Genomic DNA, 17,600 nt, shown 5'->3' on the forward strand with positions numbered 1-17,600 from the left:
CGATGGCGCGCCGGCTGCAGGCCGCCCGGCAGCAGAAGATGCTCACCGAGCGCGCCGAAGAGCTCACCACGAAAGCCAAATTCGCGCTCGGCGAAGGCCGCGAGGATCTCGCTGAAGCGGCGCTGTCGCGCCAGGTCGATTTCGAGGCGGAGGCCAAGAAGCTCGACGCGGTCCAGCAACAGGCGCGCGAAGAGGAGCAGCGGCTGGATGACGGCCTCGCCGCGCTCAGCGCCCGCAAGCGCCAGATGGAAGATGCGCTGCAAGCCTACCTGATCTCCCGGCGCGAGGCGGCGCTCGGAGGTGACGGTCCGACCCGCCCGGATCGCTCGGTCGAAAAGAGGGTCGACGCGGCCGAGCAGGCTTTTGATCGCGCCATGGCCGGAGCTGGTGGAATAGGCTTCACCCGCGCCGACGGGGACACGATCAATCGCGTCGCGGAAATTGACAGCATGCAGAGAAGCGCCACCATCGCCGAGCGGCTGGCGGCGCTCAAGGCTCAGCAGGCCGCCTGATGATTCACAAGCCGACAGACTGGCACCGGCTGGACGAAGGCGCGGCGGTCCGAACGGCCCGAACCGCCGCCGCGGTCGCCACGGGAACCGCCAAGGTGGCGCGCCGTGGCGGGCAGGCCGTGATCGGCCTAGTTTGTTACTTCTTCGTGGCGATCTGGGGCTTTGCCGCAATCGCCAGCGGCCTTGCCGGAAGTCTGCCGAGCCTCATTGGCATCGGCGCGATGGCAGCCTTCATGTACTGGCTCGGCCGCCGGGCATTCGCGAAGACACGCGCGACGTCGGGTTGACGGAGCGGGCCAACTGCGGCCGCGCCGGCTTGTTGGCATTTCGCGGATCATCCGCCCGCGAGGCGACGGTGATAACGAGCCCGGCCCGCCGGGGAGAGCACGATATAAGCCGTAAAACCATTGCGCAGGGAATGTCGGATGCCTCCGCTGAACCTGTATGCTCGTGTGCGCCTTTTTGCACACTTTTGCACACGAGACCGCGGGTGCAGCGTGCACCCGGCATTCCCTGAAGCTTCTGACTGGAGGGCAAGGAAATTCGATAGCAAGTCTCGGGCAGATCGGGCCACGAGATCGTGAAGTCGCGTCATGCCTCAGCCACTCCACGCAAGACAGCATCCTTATATGACCCTCATCTGCTAAATAGAATGCCGTCAATCAAAAACAGGCGGCGCGAGACCGCTGGACGTGGAGGAGGCTTTGTCCGTTCGTTACTACGATTGGATCGCCCATTTCGGCCGCCGCACGCCGGACAAGATCGCGGCCATCGATCTCGCGACCGACCGCCGGCAGTCCTACGGCCAGTTCGACACGCGGATCTCGCGGCTTGCCACCCATCTGCGCGAGGCGCTCGGCGTCAAGCGCGGCGACCGCGTCGCGGTGCTGGCGCTCAACACGACCGATACGTTGGAAGTGCAGTTCGCCTGCGGCCGGCTCGGCGCAGTGTTCCTGCCGCTGAATACGCGGCTGACGGTTCCCGAATTGCAGTTCATCGTCGGCGACGCTTCGCCGAGCGTGATGATCCATGACTCCGATCTCGCTGAGATCGCGCTGACGGTTGCAAAGCTCTGCAACGTTTCGTGGACACTGCTGCTCGGCGCCGGCGGCAGCTATGAGGCGGCGATCGCAGCCTCCAAGCCACTCGAGACGTTTGAGCTCGTCACCCACGACGACATCTCGACCATCATGTACACCTCGGGCACGACAGGCCTGCCCAAGGGCGCGATCATCACCCACGGCATGACGTTCTGGAATTGCGTCAACCTCGGCGGTCCAGCCTATGTATCGCCGTCGACGGTGCTGCTTACGGTGCTGCCGCTGTTCCACACCGGCGGGCTGAATTGCTACACCAATCCCGTGCTGCATGCCGGCGGCACCGTGCTGATCATGCGCGCATTCGATCCGGGCCTTGCGCTGCAACTGATCAGCGATCCTGCCTATTGCATTACGCACTTCTTCGGGGTGCCGGCGATCTACCAGTTCATGGCGCAGCATCCTTCATTCGCGACGGCCGATTTCAGTCGCCTCGCGATCGGCGGCGTCGGCGGCGCGCCGATGCCGGTGCCGCTCTTGAAAATGTGGGAAGAACGCGGCGTCGCCCTCCAGCAGGGCTATGGCATGACCGAAACGTCGCCGGCCGTGCTGGCGCTCGACCGCGAGGACGCCGCGCGCAAGGCCGGCTCCTCCGGCAAGCCGGTGTTGCATACGGAAGTGCGGATCGTCCGCCCCGATGGCACCGACGCCGATGTCGGCGAGCTCGGCGAACTCTGGGTCAAAGGGCCGAACGTCACGCCGGGCTACTGGAACAGGCCGGACGCCAACAAGTCATCCTTCACTGACGGCTGGCTGCACACCGGCGACGCTACGCGGGTCGATGAAGAGGGCTTCTACTATATCGTCGATCGCTGGAAGGACATGTACATTTCCGGCGGCGAGAACGTCTATCCGGCCGAGGTCGAAAGCGTGCTGCATCAGCTCACCGCGATTGCGGAGGCCGCCGTTATCGGCATTCCCGACGAGCAGTGGGGCGAGGTCGGCATGGCAATCGTTGCCATCAAACCTGGCCACACGCTGACACCCGCCGAAATTCACGCCCATTGCGCGGCCAATCTGGCGCGGTTCAAATGTCCGCGGCTGATCGAGTTCGTCGACGCGCTGCCGCGCAATGCGACGGGGAAGATTCACAAGCCGACACTGCGACGGCAGTTCAACGCGCCGAAAGCGACGGATAAGCTGGCATCGTGACAGTTGCAGGTAAGCAAAGCCGTTGTCATGCCCCGCGAAGGCGGGCATCCAGTAAACACCGGCTGCGGCAATTGAATCGAGGGGCGCGGCGTACTGGATCGTCCGCCTTCGCGGACGATGACAGTTGAGTGGGGCCGAGGGATCGGAGAGAGCTACCCCGGCAGGAACAGCGCGAATGGTTCATCCGTCGTTCGCCGCAGATGCTGGCGGTACTGCGCGTAGTTGGGATCGTCGGCCGAGACGCGGCCGAATGTCGGGTTCGCCACCATCTTGATCGGCAGATAGGCGATTGGCGCTGCGATCGGCGTCAGCATCGAGCCGCGGCCGGCGAGCAGGGTCGTGATAATGCCGTACATCTCGCCCGAGATCGCCAGCCGCGCCACTGTGATCAGGCGATGCTGACCGTGCCGGTTGGTGACGAGATAGATGTGGCCTGATTGATTCGGCACCGCCACTTCACCGAACTGGGTGAAGGCTGCGTCCTGCCGCTCGCTCTCATGAAACACCAGTGAAGAGGCCGCATTGTCCCAGGTTATTTCCGTGCGGTAGGCAAAGATCGCGTCCCTGTCGCCGAACGACGGTCGCACGGTGACGTAGGTTCCCTCGATCCAGGCCACCGCGCGGCGCGAATAGGCGCCAAGGCCATCGGGCGCCACCTCGCCGTTGATGGCGATCGCCGGCGCCGGCACCGCCTCCGGCGCCTTGCGCAAGGAGACGCCGAGCGCCTGTTCGAGGCGGACGGTGGTGGCGAGGGTGAACGGGCGGCGCCCGCCCAGCACCTTTTCGAGCGTCGAAAGGCTGAGCTTGGCCTGTTCGGCCAGCGCCTGCCGCGAGATGCGGCGACGCGCAATTTCCTCACGAATCTTGTCGGCCACCTGCCGGCTTTGCTCGGCGGAAAGCTGCTTGTCCGGCGCTTGCATCGTCACCCCTGCCTAAACCGCGCCAGTCTAGCAGACGCACAATCCATCACAAACCCGCACAAAGCCGTCTCCGCCTTGGCGACGCCCGGTGGCGGGCGACTGAACAATGCCGATCATTCCGCTCGCGCCAAATCGCTGAATTCCACACGCTTCCCACACGGCGAAATCGCCGTTCGGGAGAGAACGACATGACGACATGCGACGAAATTGAGGCTGACAAACGCAGCGAACAGCCCAGCCTGATCCGGCTCGTGCTGTTCTTTGTGATGCAAGGCGCTGCCGTGATCCTGGTCGGGTTTGCGGCATTATTTTTGAGTTTTGAGCCGGTCTGGTCGGCGGAACGCCTGCAATCCAATTTCCTCAAGCCCGGCGATGCGCGTGCCGGCTCGCTGCTCCTCAAGATCGACGAGGGCTATGCCGATGCGTCACGGCTCGGCGCCGATGTCGATCTCACCGTATCCGGCCCCACGGTTCGCGCGCGCGTCACCCAGATTTTCCGCAATCCATCGAAAGATTGGGTCGAGGCGGTCTACGTGTATCCCCTGCCCGCGGGCGGCGCAGTTGATTCGCTGAAAATGGTGATCGGCGATCGCGTCGTGGTTGGCGACATCAAGGAACGGCAGCAGGCGAAGGCGATCTACGAACAGGCGAAACAGAGCGGGCAGAAGGCGGCGCTGACCGAACAGGAACGGCCGAACATTTTCACCAACTCCGTCGCCAATATCGGTCCCGGCGAAACCGTGCTGGTGCAGATCGAATATCAGGAGCCGGTTCAGCAATCCGGCAACGCATTTTCGCTGCGCGTGCCGATGGTGGTCGCCCCGCGCTATAATCCGGCGCCTGTCGTGCAGAGCGTCGACTTCCGGCCGGGCAGCGGTTGGGGTGCAATCAAATCCGATCCTGTGCCGGATCGCGACCGCATCTCGCCCGAGGTGCTTGATCCCGCGATCAATGCGACAGTCAATCCGACGCGCGTCACCGTGCGGCTGCAAGCCGGTTTCCCGCTTGGCGAGGTCAAGAGCCACCATCACGCGATCAAGACCGAAAAGCCCGATGCCAATACGGACATCATCACGCTTGCCGAAGGCCCGGTGCCGGCCGACCGCGATTTCGAGCTGACCTGGAAGCCGGCAGCCGAAATGGCACCGTCGGTTGGGCTGTTCCGCGAGCGTGTCGGCGACAGCGACTACCTGCTCGCCTTCGTCACGCCGCCCTCAGTCGAGCAGGCGCAGCAGAAACCGCTGCCGCGCGAGGTGATCTTTGTGATCGACAATTCCGGCTCGATGGGCGGCGTTTCGATCATCCAGGCCAAGGCGAGCCTCACTTACGCCCTCGGCCGACTACAGCCGAACGACCGTTTCAACGTGATTCGGTTCGACGACACCATGGACGTGCTGTTCCCATCAGCCGTGCCGGCCGACCGCGCTCATATTGGTCGGGCAACTTCCTTTGTCGGTGCGCTGCAGGCCAATGGCGGCACAGAAATGGTGCCGGCGATGCGCGCGGCGCTGTTCGACAAGGCCGGCGATGCCAACTACGTCCGGCAGGTCGTGTTCCTGACCGACGGCGCGATCGGCAACGAGCAGCAATTGTTCGAAACCATCAACGCGCTGCGTGGCCGCTCGCGCATCTTCATGGTCGGCATCGGCTCTGCTCCAAACACCTACCTGATGACGCGCGCCGCCGAACTCGGCCGCGGCACCTTCACCCATATCGGGTCGGTCGAACAGGTCGAGGAGCGCATGCGCAGCCTGTTTGCCAAGCTGGAGAATCCTGCGGTGACCAATCTGGCCGCCAAATTCTCCGACGCCAGTGCCGACATGACGCCGGCCGCACTCCCCGACATCTATCGCGACGAGCCGCTGGTTCTGGCGGCCAAGCTCGACAAGCTTACTGGCTCGGTCGAGATCAAAGGCCGCGCTGGCGACCGCCCCTGGATCGTCACCTTGCCGCTGACGAGTGCCGCCGAAGGCAAAGGCCTCTCCAAGCTCTGGGCGCGGCGCAAGATCGCGGATGCGGAGGTTGCGCGCACCACGCGGCAGGCAACCCCGGAGGAAGCCGACAAAACCATCCTCGCATTGGCGCTGGAGCATCAGCTCGTCACCCGGCTGACCAGCCTGGTGGCAGTTGACAAGACACCGAGCCGTCCTGAAGGAGAGCCGCTCAAATTTTCGGAACTGCCGATCAATCTGCCGGCCGGCTGGGACATCGAAAAGCTGTTCGGCGAGCGCCCGCGCGTTCCGGCAACGCCGACCGAACGGCACGCGGATACGGATGAGGCGCGACTTCAGGTCGCGGCGCTGAAACGCGTACAGCCTATCGCTACGCAAGCGCCCAACGCGATCGCGCTGCCGAAGACGGCCACCGACGCCGAATTGAAGATGATTGCGGGTGTGATCCTGCTCACGGTCGGCCTGATCCTGCTCGTGTTCAATCGGCGTCAGTTCAATCGACGTCAGATGTCATTGCGCTGACGTCGGCCGAAAGGAGGAGGGACCCCCGACCTCCTCCTTCCAGAGCGCGCGCGGCTCCCACCCGTCCCCAAAGGCCGCGCGCGCCGTTTTTTCCCACCCGGCGTCGTTGCGAAGAGCGAAGCGACGAAGCAATCCATCCCTCCGCACATGCGGCCGCAATGGATTGCTTCGCTTCGCTCGCAATGACGGAGGAGCAAGCTGAAATGCCCCGCTTCGTCCTCCCTCTCCTCCTCGCCCTCATTGGCCTGATCCTGTTCAGCCAAGGCACCTACATCCACGCCAAAGCGCTGCTCGCACAGGTCCTGCTCGAACGCGCCTTTGAGCAAACCATCGCAACCGGGCGCGAGAACAAGCCGTGGTCGTGGGCGGACACATGGCCGGTGGCCCGCATCGAAGTGAAGCGGCTTCGTGCCCGCGCTATCGTGCTTGCGGGCAGCAGCGGCCAGGCGCTCGCCTTCGGCCCGGGGCATGTCGAACGGACGGCCAATGCCAGCGAGCGCGGCGTCGCCGTCTATTCGGCGCATCGTGATACGCATTTTGGATTTCTGAAGAACGTCGCGATCGGTGATGAGATCGAGGTAACGCGCAGCGACGGCAAACACTTCCGTTACCGGGTGGATGCCACTTCCGTCGTGCGTTTCGATGCATCCGGCATCGATCCATTCGCGGATGGATATCAACTGGTGTTGTCGACCTGCTGGCCATTTGACGCGCTGACGTCGGGACCGGAACGCTATCTCGTTCACGCCACCATGATTAGGCCTGATCCGGGGCCGCGCTAAAATTCTCCGCCAGCCGGGAAATCGTGCGCGGCGCGAATGGCGCTCATCGCCCAACGCGTGTTGCCACCCCCATCAAGTCTCAATAAAAAGGGCGCAATCAAAAGAAAGACATGTCGCGACGAGGATTCTCGATCGCCATGGCAAGTAGATAACAGAGTTAGGGACATCCATGGACGCTCAGGCAAGCACCGCATCGCACATGGTCGAAAAATGGTCGCCCTCGCCTGACGCCAGCGAAATCGTCAAAAGCATCCATGCGATGCTGCACCCGCGCAATATCGTGCTGGTCGGCGCGACCGACAAGCCCGGCAACTATGCCGAGCGCATCTGGAACAATCTGATCAAGTATAAGTACGAAGGCGGACTGTTTCCGGTCAACGCCAAGCGCGAAACGATCTGGGGCGTGCCCTGCTACAAGGATTTTGCCAGCCTGCCCGAAAAGCCCGATCACGTGCTGGTGCTGGTACCGGCGCGCTTCGCGGTTCAGGTGATCCGCGATGCCGCGGCGGCCGGCGCGCGCTCCGCCACCATCGTCACCTCGGGCTTCAGCGAGTTGCAGGACGAGGAAAGCCAGCGGCTGGCGGTCGAACTGAAGCAGGCCGTGAAGGAGACCGGCCTTGCCGTCACCGGCCCGAACTGCCTCGGCAATTTAAGCGCGGGCGAAAAGCTGTTCACCAATATCGACGACCGCATCGTCACCATGGAAGCCGGTCCGGTCGCAATCGTAGGGCAATCCGGCGCGATCGTGATGGCGATCCGCCAGACGCTCGAGGACCGCGGGGTCGGCGTCGGCTACATGGTGACGACCGGCAATGAGACCGGCCTCGAGACGCCTGATCTGATGACCTATTTCGCGGCCGATCCCTCGATCCGTGTCATCGTGGTCTATCTTGAGGGCGTCCGGAACACGAAAGTGTTCCGCGAGGCCTGCAAGGCCGCGCGCACCGCCGGCAAGCCGGTCATCGCGCTGAAGCTCGGCGCCTCCGAGGGCGGCCGCGCCGCCGCGATGGCGCATACCGGCGCGCTCGCCGGCTCGATCGAAACCTTTGATGCGATCTCGACCCGCGAAGGCGTGATCCGCGTCCGCGGATTGGACGAGCTGATCGAGACCACCGAATGTTTCGTCCATGCCGATCCGCCGAAGGGCAACCGGCTCGCCGCGGTATCGCTCTCCGGCGGCAAGCGTGGCCTCTTGATCGATGCATTCTATTCGGCCGGCCTGAACTTTGCCCCGCTCAGTCCGAATGCGACGGCGCAATTGGCCCAGATGCTCGGTCCCGGCAGCATCGTCGGCAATCCGCTCGATGCAGGGTTTGCCGCCGTGGTCGACCCTTCCGTCTATATCAAGTCGATCAAGATCATGATCGACGATCCCGACACAGACATCGTGATCATCGACGCCGAACTGCCGAAGGCGCCGCACGAAGTGCGCGAGCGCAACCTGCGCCTCGTCAACGAGATGGCGGGCGCCGCCAACAAGCCCGTGGTCTACATCAGCGCGATGTCGATCGGATTTACCGAATTCACCAAGGCCCTGCGCACATCGCTGCCGAACGTTGCAGTCATGCAGGGCCTCGATCGCGCCGTCGGGGCGATCAAATCGCTGATCGAATATGCATCCCTGCGCAAGGAAGTGCCCGATATCGTGTCCAGCTCGAAGGCCTCGGCGCGGGCGATGTTGGAGAAGACGCTCAAGGCGGCCAACGGTGCGGCCGCGCTCGATGAGGTCGCCTCGAAGAAACTGCTCAAGGCCTACGGCATTCCCGTCTCCAAGGAAGAGATCGCGCAGACCGCGGCGGAGGCGGTGAAGATCGCCAAGAAGATCGGCTTTCCCGTCGTGGCAAAAGTCGTCAGTGCCGACATCCTGCACAAATCGGATATCGGTGGCGTCGTGCTGAACCTCAACAGCGCGGCTGAGGTGAAGAAGGCGTTCAACGACATCACGGCGCGCGTGAAGAAGATCAAGGGCAAGCCGAAGCTCGAAGGCATCCTGATTGCGCAGCAAGTCAAGGCCGATCTCGAACTCGTGGTTGGTGCCTCGCTTGACGCCGAGATGGGGCCGGTGGTGCTGTTCGGCACCGGTGGCGTCGATATCGAATTGATGAAGGACGTCGCGCTCGCCGGCGCGCCGCTGGACGAGGCCGAGGCAAAACAGTTGATCGCCAAGACCAAGGCCGGTGTGAAGATGAAGGGCTATCGCGGCAAGCCGGCGCTGCACGAGCCCTCCGCCGTGAAGGCGCTGGTCGGGCTCTCCAACCTGATGGCGGATGCCGATGGCCGCATCGCCTCGATCGACGTCAACCCTTTCCTGATCAACAGCAAAGTCGGCGTCGCCGTTGATGGCCTGATCGTGCTGAATAATGCTGCGGCGAACAAGGCGGCGGGGCATTAGGCTCACTCGTCATGCGCGGGCTTGACCCGCGCATTCCATCTAAAATGAATCTCTTTGAGAAGATGGATTGCCGGTCAACCCGGCAATGACGGGTTGGATATTACAACCCCACGCCCCACTTCTGCGCCGTCTGCAAGATCCAGTCGCGATACAGCGTCAACGGCGTGACGCCGGTCATGCCGCCGCAACCGGCGCTGCCGTTCGGCCCGGTCGACCAGCTCACCAGGCCTATGATCACCGGGCCATTTTGCTTGTCCTCGAACACCGGCGCGCCGGAATCGCCGGTGCACGCGCCGAGCCCCTCGCGCGTGCCCTGACTGACCGGATCGACGAGGCGGATCTGCAGCGTCCCCGGCTTGCCGGTTGCGACCAGGCCGGCAACGCGGACGATACCGCCGCTCTTGCCGTCGCCTCGCACGGTCACGCCGATGCCAGCGATCGTGAAGCGGCTGCCGACATTGATCGGGATTTCGGGCAATCCGAGCGCGGCCGGCATTTTTCCTTTGGGCGATGCGGCCAATCGCAACAGCGCGACGTCTGCGGTCGCCCGGTGCCCCGACATCGCCTGCATATTGAAGCCTGGATGAATAGCGACCGCCTTGACGTCCTGCAGCGACGGCTGCCGGTCGGCGCCATATTCGACGATCTTGTAGTCCGCGCCCGGCTGCACGCAATGCGCCGCTGTCAACACCAGTCTCGGCGCGATCAGCGCGCCAGTGCAGAAATTGCCGCGCGAACCGACGATGGTGATGACCGAGCGCGCCACGCCGTCCGTCGATGGCGCGCCACCGCCGACGATCGCATGCGCGGGAACGGACAGCAGCAGCGCAAGGCCGGCGATCGCACGACGCAGGATTTTCATCGGCGCAGCAATAGCCTGCGGCGCGCATGTCGCCAAGCGCCGTATCGGGCTGGCTCTATGGGGCATTCCGTGTTAGCCGCTCGAAAGACGTTTCTATCAGGCAAGGGAACAATGATCGAGGCAGTGATCTGGGATTTCGGCGGGGTGCTGACCACCTCGCCGTTCGAGGCCTTTACGCGATTCGAGACCGAGCGCGGGCTGCCCACCGACATCATCCGGCGCACCAACGCCGCCAATCACCTGGAGAACGCCTGGGCCAAGTTCGAGCGCGCCGAAGTCGACATCGAGGCCTTCGACGAGTTGTTTGCGGCGGAATCGCTGGCGCTGGGTGCGGCAGTTCGCGGCAAGGACGTGCTGCCGCTATTGTCCGGCGACCTGCGGCCCGAAATGGTCGAGGCACTCAAGCGCGTCAAGGCAAAGTTCAAGACCGGCTGCATCACCAATAATCTTCCAGCCAACGCCATCGGCAGCCAGAGCGGCCGCACGCTTTATGTCGCTGAAGTGATGGCGCTGTTCGACCACGTCATCGAGTCCGCGAAGATCGGCCTTCGGAAGCCCGACCCACGCATCTACCGGATGATGGCCGAGACGCTGCAGGTCGAGCCCAAGAACTGCGTCTATCTCGACGACCTCGGCATCAATTTGAAGCCGGCGCGTGAGATGGGCATGACCACGATCAAGGTGGTCGGTGCGGCGCAGGCGATCGCCGAGCTTGAGGCGGCGACCGGGCTGGCATTGCGCTAGGCGGAAAATACCGCAATTCGCGCTCACGCCATGACCAAACGGCGCTTGTTCTTTGCCGGGAACGCAGGCAGAACACTCCGAAATCTAGCGAATTCGGAGTTGAAACCCCGTGGCTGACATCGGGCCTTCGGCCTCCATCGAGGCAGTGGAAAGCGGTCTTGCGGCGCAAGGCTATATTGCGAGCCGCCAGATCGCCACCGCGGTCTATCTGGCACAGCAGATCGAAAAGCCCATTCTGGTCGAGGGCCCCGCGGGCGTCGGCAAGACGGAACTCGCAAAAGCGATCGCCGCCTGGCGCGGCATGAAGATGATCCGCCTGCAATGCTATGAGGGGCTCGATGAGGCCAAGGCGCTCTACGAGTGGAAATATGCCAAGCAGCTTCTCTATACGCAGATTTTGAAGGACAAGCTCGGCGAGGTGCTTGGCGGCGCGCCAACGCTGGAAGCGGCGCTGAACCAGCTTCACGATTTCGGCGACGTGTTCTTCTCCAAGGAATTCGTCGAGCCGCGGCCGCTGTTGCAGGCGCTGGAGCAGCCGGCCGGCTGCGTGCTGCTGGTCGACGAAATCGACAAGTCGGACGCCGAGTTCGAATCCCTGCTGCTGGAAATTCTCAGCGATTTCCAGGTTACGATTCCGGAACTCGGAACCGTGGTCGCGGTTTCGCCGCCGACCGTGATCCTGACCTCGAACAGCGAGCGCGATCTCGGCGATGCCCTCAAGCGCCGTTGCCTGCATCTGCATATCGGCTTCCCCGAGCAGAAGCTGGAAGAGCGGATCGTCGAAAGCCGCGTGCCCGGGATTTCGCAGACGCTGCGCCGGCAGATGGTGGGCTTCATCAACGAAGTCCGCACGCTCGATCTGAAGAAACTGCCGTCGGTCAGCGAGACGATCGACTGGGCGCGCGTATTGGTGCTGCTGCAGGCCCCCGAACTCGGCCATGGGGTGGTCAAGGACACGCTGAACGTTCTCCTGAAATATGAGGCGGATATCGAGGCCACCATGCCCCAGGTCTCCACCTTCATCGCCAAAGCCTCGCGTCAAGGCGTCTTCGGGTGACGAATGAGAGAGAACCTGCATCGCTTCTTTCGTGCGGCGCGGGGCGCAGGCGTGCGGCTCTCGCCGGCCGAAAGCATCGATGCGATGCGGGCGGTCTCGAAGGTCGGCTTTACCGACCGCGCGATCCTGCGTGACACGTTTCTGCTGACGCTCGCCAAGACGCAGGACGAGAAGAAGGCGCTCGGCGACTGCTTCGATCTGTTCTTCGATCAGCCGGAGCCGGAATCGCCGCCCGACGGCGGCAAGGCGGGCGAGCACGATCGTTCGGGATCCAATTCGGCCTCCGATTCACCTGGTGACGGGGGTGGCAGCGACGCGCAGGCCGAAGGGCTCGGCCAGCTTGCCCAGATGCTGCTGGCGCAGGACCGCAACGCGATTTCGGCGGCTATTGCCAACGCGGCGAGCGCAGCCACGTTGTCGGATATTCGCTACTTCACGCAGCGCGGCATCTTCTCCGGCCGGATCCTCGACCAGATGGGCATCCAGCGCCTGCGCGACGATCTCGACAATCTCGCCGCCACCAACCCGGCGCTGGCCGAGCGGTTGACCAATGCGCTGGACGGACTGCGCGGCACCGTGCGCGACACCGTCTCGCAGGCGCTGATGCTGTACGGGCGCGAGGAAGCGGAAAACCTGCGCAACGAAATTTTGCGCAATGCGCCGCTGTCGCGGATCGAGCCGCGGCAGGTCGAGCAAATGCGCCATCTGATACGCCAGATCGCCCGCCGCCTGCGCGAGCGCTACTCCAAGCCGCGCAAGCGCCAGCGCCGCGGCCATCTCGACGTGCGCCGTACCCTCCGGCGCAACGCTGCCTGGGGCGGCGTGCCGTTTCTCACCGCCTGGAAACGGCGGCACCGCGACAAGCCGAAGATTGTCGCGCTCTGCGACGTCTCCGGTTCGGTGGCGCGGGTTTCGGATTTCTTCCTGCTGTTGATTCACAGCCTGCATGAGGTCGTCGACGACGTCCGCTCGTTCGCCTTTTCGGGGCAGCTGATCGAGGTCAGCGACATCCTGGAATCGAAATCGCCGGAACGGGCAATGGCCGAGATCATGTCCAAGGTCGGCTTCGGCTCGTCCGACTACGGCAGCTCGCTCGCGGATTTCGAGGCTGAATGGATGAGCACGATCACGCCGCAGACCACCGTGATCGTGCTTGGCGATGCCCGCAGCAACAACCTCGATCCGCGCGCCGACATCCTTCGCCGCATCGCCGAGCGGTCGAAGCGGCTGGTCTGGCTCAATCCCGAGGGCCGCATGGCCTGGGGCTGGGGCGATTCGGAAATGCCACGCTATTCGACTTTCTGTACCGTGGTCCGCCAATGCGCCACCGCCAAGCAGCTGGAGCGCGCAGTGTCGGACATCGTGGCGAGCTATCAGTAGCCGCCTTCACGCATCGATTGCTTCCTTGATGCGCTTGCGCGTCAGCTGCAAATTCCGCAGCCGCTTTCCCGTGGCATTGGCAATCGCGTTGGAAATCGAGGCTGCCGCCGGCCCCTGCCCGGTTTCGCCGCTGCCAAGAAACGGCTGCCCCGGCCGGTTGATGATGTGAACCTCGATGCTGTCAGGCACAGCATTGAAACGCAGGATCGGATAGGTCTGCCAGTCGATGCTGGTGATCCTGGTGTCGTCGAACGTCACGCTCTCATACAGCGTCCAGCTCATCGACTGCACGATCGCGCCCTCGATCTGGTTGACCAACCCGTCCGGATTGACCACCTGGCCGCTGTCGACCGCTGCCACCGCGCGCACCAGACGCGGGCGGCCGGTCTCACGATTGACCTCGACTTCGGACGCAATAGCGCAATACGCCGCCAGGTTCTTGTAGCGCGCAAAGGCAAAGCCATAGCCACGATCCTGCGCCGACTTTTGGTCGGCTTTCCACCCGAAGGCTTGCGCGGCCCTTTCGATAACGTCGCGGCCGCGCCGATCGTCGAGATGCCTCAACCTGAATTCGACCGGATCGGCGCCGGCGAGTGCAGCCAGCTCATCCATAAAGCTCTCGATCGAGAACACATTGTGGTAGGCGCCGAGCGCCCGCATCGCCGAAATCCGCACCGGCATTGCGGGGATGAAGTGATGCACCACGCGCGCATTGGCAAAACTGTAGAATGGGATCGCGTTGCGGTCACCGCCGCCTTCCGGCAGCGGCAACGGTTTCGGAGCCGGCACGGCAAAAGGTTGCGTCATGTGCTGCGCGGCCAGCAGCGATCCGGCGCCGCCCGGCCGCATCGAATGCGTATTGCTCCAGACATCGAAATTCCAATCGACAATCCTGCCGTTGCCGTCGAGCGAGGCCTTGAGTTTCGTCACCATCGCCGGGCCGAACGGCTCCCAGGCATGCTCCTGCTCGCGCGTCCATTGTACGCGGACCGGGCGGCCGGGTAGTGCACGGGCAATCAGCGCGGCGTCGGCTGCAGCATCGTCGGCGCCGTTATGGCCGTAGCAGCCCGAGCCTTCGACATGGATCAGGCGAACGCTGGCCGGCGGCAAGCGCAGCATTTCGGCGATCCCCTGACGATCGGGATAGACGCCTTGTGTATGCGTCCACACCGTCATCTCGCCGTCGATGAACTGTGCGACCGCGCAGGACGGCCCGATCGATCCATGCGCCTGATAGGGCCGCGTGTAGATCGCCTCGATGGTCTTGACGCCGGTGGCCGCCGGATCGCCGCGCTCAAAGATAGTCGTGTTCTGCGACGGCAAGCCGGTCAGAACGTTGGGTAGATCATCCTGCTTCGGCAGGCTCGCCGTCTCCTTCCACTTCGCGGCCGCGGCAAGCGCGTTCATCGCCTTGATCGACTGGATTTCCTTTTCCGCGACCACAGCCAGGAAATTGCTGTCCCGCACCACCTTGACAACGCCGGGCATTTTCTCGACAGCGGCGGCGTCGCATTCGGTCAATTGCGCGCCGTAACTTGGCGGCCGTACGACACGGGCATGCACCATCCCCGGCAGCCGCATGTCCTGGACATAGGCCGCGCCGCCGGTCACCTTTGCGGGGATGTCGACGCGGGGTACCGGCTGGCCCACCAGCTTGAATGTCGCAGGGTCTTTCAGTTTGGAACTCGGCTGGGCCTGGACGTGCAACATGTCGGCCGCGACAAGTTCGCCATAGGACAGGCGCTTGCCGTCGGGCGCAATGACCGCACCATTTTCGGTCCGCAGATCAGCCTCGGGCTGATCGAGCCGCCGCGCCGCCTCCGCGATCAAGAGCGCACGGACCTGTGCCGCCGCGTTCTGGATCGCAGTGCCGCTGTCCTTCATGGAGTTGCTGCCTGCCGTGTAGCCCTCGTTGGCGGTCAAGCGGGTGTCGGCCGTCGTTACCTTAAGAGACTCAAATGCAACGTCGAGTTCCTCGGCCGCGATCTGTTGAAACGCGGTCTTGAAGCCCTGGCCGAGCTCGGCCTTGCCGGTGAACACCTCGATGGCGCCATTGGCATCGATCCGGATCCAGGCATCGAGATATGGCGAAGTTTTCAAGCTGCCGGGCGGGTTCGGTGCGGCGGTCGCGGGCGCGTCGTGTTGCTGTGCCAAGGCGCTGCTGAGCGAGAAGCTGACGATCAGCGCGCCGCTGCCTGCAAGCACGCGGCGGCGATCAAGCATCATGGGACCGTTCATCGTGCGCTCCCCTTGGCTGTCGTTGACGCATCGGCCGTATCCATCAACCGCGCCGCCCGGTGTACCGCGCGCAAAATCCGCATGTGGGTGCCGCATCGGCACAGATGCGGCTCGAGTTCGGCGCGAATTTGCTCGTCGGTCGGTTTCGAATTTTTCTGCAGCAAGGCCTGCGCCCGCATCATCATTCCTGGAATGCAATAGCCGCATTGCGCCGCCTGCTCTTCCATGAACGCGCGCTGGATCGGCGCGGGCTCGGCGATCGTGCCGAGACCTTCCAGTGTCGTCACCTGCTTGCCTTCGAGCAGCACCATCGGCGTTACGCAGGACAGCACGGCCTGGCCGTCGACGATCACCGTGCACGAGCCGCATTGGCCCAATCCGCAGCCGAATTTGGCGGCGTTAAGCTTGAGGTCGTCGCGAAGCACGTAGAGCAGCGGCGTATCCGCCTCGGCATCGACCTGGTGCTCGCGGCCGTTGACCTTCAATGTCATCATGGCTTTTCTCGCTGCTGAGGATCGGCCGGCGCGTTGCGCGGCCCGGGCGATGTCTGAAGAAATACGGCCTGCGTGCGTCGGGCGTCGGCGATGGTCTTCTTGAGATCGGTCCATGTCGGTTGCTCGCTGAACCGCGCCCGCAAATAGTTCAGCAAGGCCGAAGCTTGTTCATCGTTCATGCTGGCGGCAAAGCCCGGCATGATCGGGCTGCGCTCGCCTTCCACCGCGTCCACGCCCGACAGCACGATATTGGCTAGATTGCGTGGATCGGGACTTGAGATCGCGGTGCTGAGGCTGAGATTGACACCGCTATAGGGAAGCGGCCTGCGGCCCTCGTGGCATGACGCGCAGGCCGCAGCGTAGATCGACGCGCCAGCGGAATTGGTCTGCGCCGCCCTCCCGGCTCGCGCCAGGGCGGCCTCGTTCGGCTCCGCGCGGGCAGATGCCGGTTTGTCGGACACGCCGGCCATATAGACCGCGATAGCCCGGACGTCGCTTGCCGGCACCGAGGACAGATTGCTGACCACTTTGGCCATCGGTCCGCGCGCAGTGCCGTGATCGGGATGCCAGCCCTCGCGCAAATAGGCGAACAATGCGTCGGCGGTCCAGGGCACGGGTGAGCGGGACTGCTCGTTGATGGCGTAGGCGTGCCAGTCGTCGACATCGCCTCCGGAAAACTGCGCGCTGACGCGCTCCGCGCCGAGCGCATTTCGCGGCGTATGGCAGGCGCCGCAATGCGCGAGCCCTTCGACCAGATACGCGCCGCGGTTCCATTCGGCACTCTGCTTGGGATCAGGCCGATGAGTATCGTGGCGAAGGAAAAGCAATTTCCATCCCGCGATGGCGAGCCGCTGATTGAACGGAAAAGAGAGCTGGTTTTCGGGTGGCGCTGCGCGAACCGGCTGCCGCGTCATCAGGAAGGCATAGAGCGCCCGGTCGTCCTCATCGCTGACATTGGTGAAGTGGTCGTATGGGAATGTCGGATAAAGGTGCTGGCCTTCACGGTTGACGCCGGACCGCATCGCGCGGCGGAATGCCGCTTCCGACCACCGGCCGATCCCGGTGTCCGGGTCCGGGGTGATGTTGGTGGAAAAGATTGTGCCGAACGGGGTCGATACCGGGAGGCCGCCGGCAAAATTCTTGCCCCCGCGCAAGGTGTGACAATCGCTGCAATTGCCGATCGCCGCCAGGTCGCGGCCGCGCTTGACGAGAGCGGTATCGAAGGCTTGCGGTCCGGGAGGATCGATTGTCGCGATTGCCGGGCGCCATGCAATTGCAAAGGCTGTCGCCGCAGTGGCGATCAGCACGACGGCAGCGATGCCCGCGATGATCCGCGCCGATGCCCGCATGCTCTCGCCTCGGTTTTTTGTTGCTTGGGTTGCCTTCTAACACGAATCCATCTGCATCGTCCGCCCCGGGCGCGCCGATCACCGGCTGTTGACTCCCTTTGCTGCTTGCTAAAAGAGCCCGCGGGAACATCAAAATCAGGCATGGAC

Annotated in this window: 14 protein-coding genes; 9 read left to right on the forward strand and 5 right to left on the reverse strand. The window is 63.7% G+C overall.

What is annotated here, in order from left to right; genetic code table 11:
* The 3 genes from HCN50_RS31575 to HCN50_RS31585 form a co-directional block, all read left to right on the forward strand.
* A partial coding sequence (locus HCN50_RS31575; protein WP_171713791.1) for a PspA/IM30 family protein occupies positions 1–512 on the forward strand: 512 nt, incomplete at its 5' end.
* Entirely contained in the window at positions 512–799 is a 288-nt protein-coding gene (locus HCN50_RS31580) for a hypothetical protein (RefSeq protein ID WP_171713792.1), read from the forward strand. The genes HCN50_RS31575 and HCN50_RS31580, both read left to right, overlap by 1 nt.
* 417 nt (positions 800–1,216) lie before the next feature.
* Positions 1,217–2,761, forward strand: coding sequence for an acyl-CoA synthetase (locus HCN50_RS31585; protein ID WP_171713793.1), 1,545 nt, complete (start codon positions 1,217–1,219; stop codon positions 2,759–2,761).
* A gap of 152 nt (positions 2,762–2,913) precedes the next feature.
* On the opposite strand, the gene HCN50_RS31590 is transcribed toward HCN50_RS31585, so the two are convergent.
* On the reverse strand, positions 2,914–3,681 hold the full coding sequence (locus HCN50_RS31590) for a helix-turn-helix domain-containing protein (RefSeq protein ID WP_171713794.1): 768 nt from the start codon (positions 3,679–3,681) through the stop codon (positions 2,914–2,916).
* A 188-nt stretch (positions 3,682–3,869) separates the two neighbouring features.
* Between HCN50_RS31590 and HCN50_RS31595 the strand changes: the two genes are divergently transcribed.
* The 3 genes from HCN50_RS31595 to HCN50_RS31605 all read left to right on the forward strand — a co-directional run bounded on the left by HCN50_RS31595 (position 3,870) and on the right by HCN50_RS31605 (position 9,329).
* Positions 3,870–6,155 (forward strand): marine proteobacterial sortase target protein, encoded by a 2,286-nt coding sequence (locus tag HCN50_RS31595; RefSeq protein ID WP_171713795.1) that lies wholly within the window; start codon positions 3,870–3,872, stop codon positions 6,153–6,155.
* Positions 6,156–6,358: 203 nt separating this feature from the next.
* Positions 6,359–6,937, forward strand: coding sequence for a class GN sortase (locus tag HCN50_RS31600; RefSeq protein ID WP_171713796.1), 579 nt, complete (start codon positions 6,359–6,361; stop codon positions 6,935–6,937).
* Positions 6,938–7,106: 169 nt separating this feature from the next.
* On the forward strand, positions 7,107–9,329 hold the full coding sequence (locus HCN50_RS31605; RefSeq protein WP_171713797.1) for an acetate--CoA ligase family protein: 2,223 nt from the start codon (positions 7,107–7,109) through the stop codon (positions 9,327–9,329).
* A 100-nt stretch (positions 9,330–9,429) separates the two neighbouring features.
* Here the strand turns inward: HCN50_RS31605 and HCN50_RS31610 are convergent, their stop codons facing one another.
* The gene (locus tag HCN50_RS31610) at positions 9,430–10,191 is read right to left on the reverse strand and encodes a S1 family peptidase (protein WP_171713798.1); all 762 of its coding nucleotides are present in this window, start codon (positions 10,189–10,191) and stop codon (positions 9,430–9,432) included.
* 111 nt (positions 10,192–10,302) lie between these two features.
* On the opposite strand from HCN50_RS31610, the gene HCN50_RS31615 reads away from it, so the two are divergent.
* The 3 genes from HCN50_RS31615 (at position 10,303) to HCN50_RS31625 (ending at position 13,372) form a co-directional block, all read left to right on the forward strand.
* Positions 10,303–10,935 carry an HAD-IA family hydrolase gene (locus tag HCN50_RS31615; RefSeq protein ID WP_171713799.1) on the forward strand — a complete coding sequence of 211 codons (633 nt, stop codon included), beginning with the start codon at positions 10,303–10,305 and terminating at the stop codon, positions 10,933–10,935.
* A gap of 109 nt (positions 10,936–11,044) precedes the next feature.
* Positions 11,045–11,992, forward strand: coding sequence for an AAA family ATPase (locus HCN50_RS31620; protein ID WP_171713800.1), 948 nt, complete (start codon positions 11,045–11,047; stop codon positions 11,990–11,992).
* A gap of 3 nt (positions 11,993–11,995) precedes the next feature.
* A complete protein-coding gene (locus HCN50_RS31625; protein ID WP_171713801.1) occupies positions 11,996–13,372 on the forward strand; it encodes a vWA domain-containing protein in 1,377 nt (458 codons plus the stop codon).
* A gap of 6 nt (positions 13,373–13,378) precedes the next feature.
* Here the strand turns inward: HCN50_RS31625 and HCN50_RS31630 are convergent, their stop codons facing one another.
* Genes HCN50_RS31630 through HCN50_RS31640 form a run of 3 tightly spaced genes read right to left on the reverse strand, consistent with a single transcriptional unit; the run spans position 13,379 to position 17,453 of the window.
* Complete coding sequence (locus HCN50_RS31630; RefSeq protein WP_171713802.1) at positions 13,379–15,610, reverse strand: xanthine dehydrogenase family protein molybdopterin-binding subunit; 2,232 nt, start codon at positions 15,608–15,610, stop codon at positions 13,379–13,381.
* Entirely contained in the window at positions 15,607–16,104 is a 498-nt protein-coding gene (locus HCN50_RS31635; protein WP_171713803.1) for a (2Fe-2S)-binding protein, read from the reverse strand. The genes HCN50_RS31630 and HCN50_RS31635 overlap by 4 nt, the downstream gene beginning before the upstream one ends.
* Positions 16,101–17,453, reverse strand: a complete 1,353-nt coding sequence (locus HCN50_RS31640) for a cytochrome c (protein WP_171713804.1) — start codon at positions 17,451–17,453, stop codon at positions 16,101–16,103. The genes HCN50_RS31635 and HCN50_RS31640 overlap by 4 nt, the downstream gene beginning before the upstream one ends.
* Positions 17,454–17,600 lie beyond the last annotated feature (147 nt).

Source organism: Bradyrhizobium archetypum (assembly GCF_013114835.1).
Taxonomy (GTDB): domain Bacteria; phylum Pseudomonadota; class Alphaproteobacteria; order Rhizobiales; family Xanthobacteraceae; genus Bradyrhizobium; species Bradyrhizobium archetypum.

What these genes read in the sequence shown, in the direction of transcription:
- HCN50_RS31580 (WP_171713792.1), top strand. Translation starts at nt 512, where the DNA reads ATGATTCACAAGCCGACAGACTGGCACCGGCTGGACGAAGGCGCGGCG.
- HCN50_RS31590 (WP_171713794.1), bottom strand. Translation starts at nt 3,681, where the DNA reads ATGCAAGCGCCGGACAAGCAGCTTTCCGCCGAGCAAAGCCGGCAGGTG.
- HCN50_RS31595 (WP_171713795.1), top strand. Translation starts at nt 3,870, where the DNA reads ATGACGACATGCGACGAAATTGAGGCTGACAAACGCAGCGAACAGCCC.
- HCN50_RS31600 (WP_171713796.1), top strand. Translation starts at nt 6,359, where the DNA reads ATGCCCCGCTTCGTCCTCCCTCTCCTCCTCGCCCTCATTGGCCTGATC.
- HCN50_RS31605 (WP_171713797.1), top strand. Translation starts at nt 7,107, where the DNA reads ATGGACGCTCAGGCAAGCACCGCATCGCACATGGTCGAAAAATGGTCG.
- HCN50_RS31610 (WP_171713798.1), bottom strand. Translation starts at nt 10,191, where the DNA reads ATGAAAATCCTGCGTCGTGCGATCGCCGGCCTTGCGCTGCTGCTGTCC.
- HCN50_RS31615 (WP_171713799.1), top strand. Translation starts at nt 10,303, where the DNA reads ATGATCGAGGCAGTGATCTGGGATTTCGGCGGGGTGCTGACCACCTCG.
- HCN50_RS31625 (WP_171713801.1), top strand. Translation starts at nt 11,996, where the DNA reads ATGAGAGAGAACCTGCATCGCTTCTTTCGTGCGGCGCGGGGCGCAGGC.
- HCN50_RS31630 (WP_171713802.1), bottom strand. Translation starts at nt 15,610, where the DNA reads ATGAACGGTCCCATGATGCTTGATCGCCGCCGCGTGCTTGCAGGCAGC.
- HCN50_RS31635 (WP_171713803.1), bottom strand. Translation starts at nt 16,104, where the DNA reads ATGATGACATTGAAGGTCAACGGCCGCGAGCACCAGGTCGATGCCGAG.
- HCN50_RS31640 (WP_171713804.1), bottom strand. Translation starts at nt 17,453, where the DNA reads ATGCGGGCATCGGCGCGGATCATCGCGGGCATCGCTGCCGTCGTGCTG.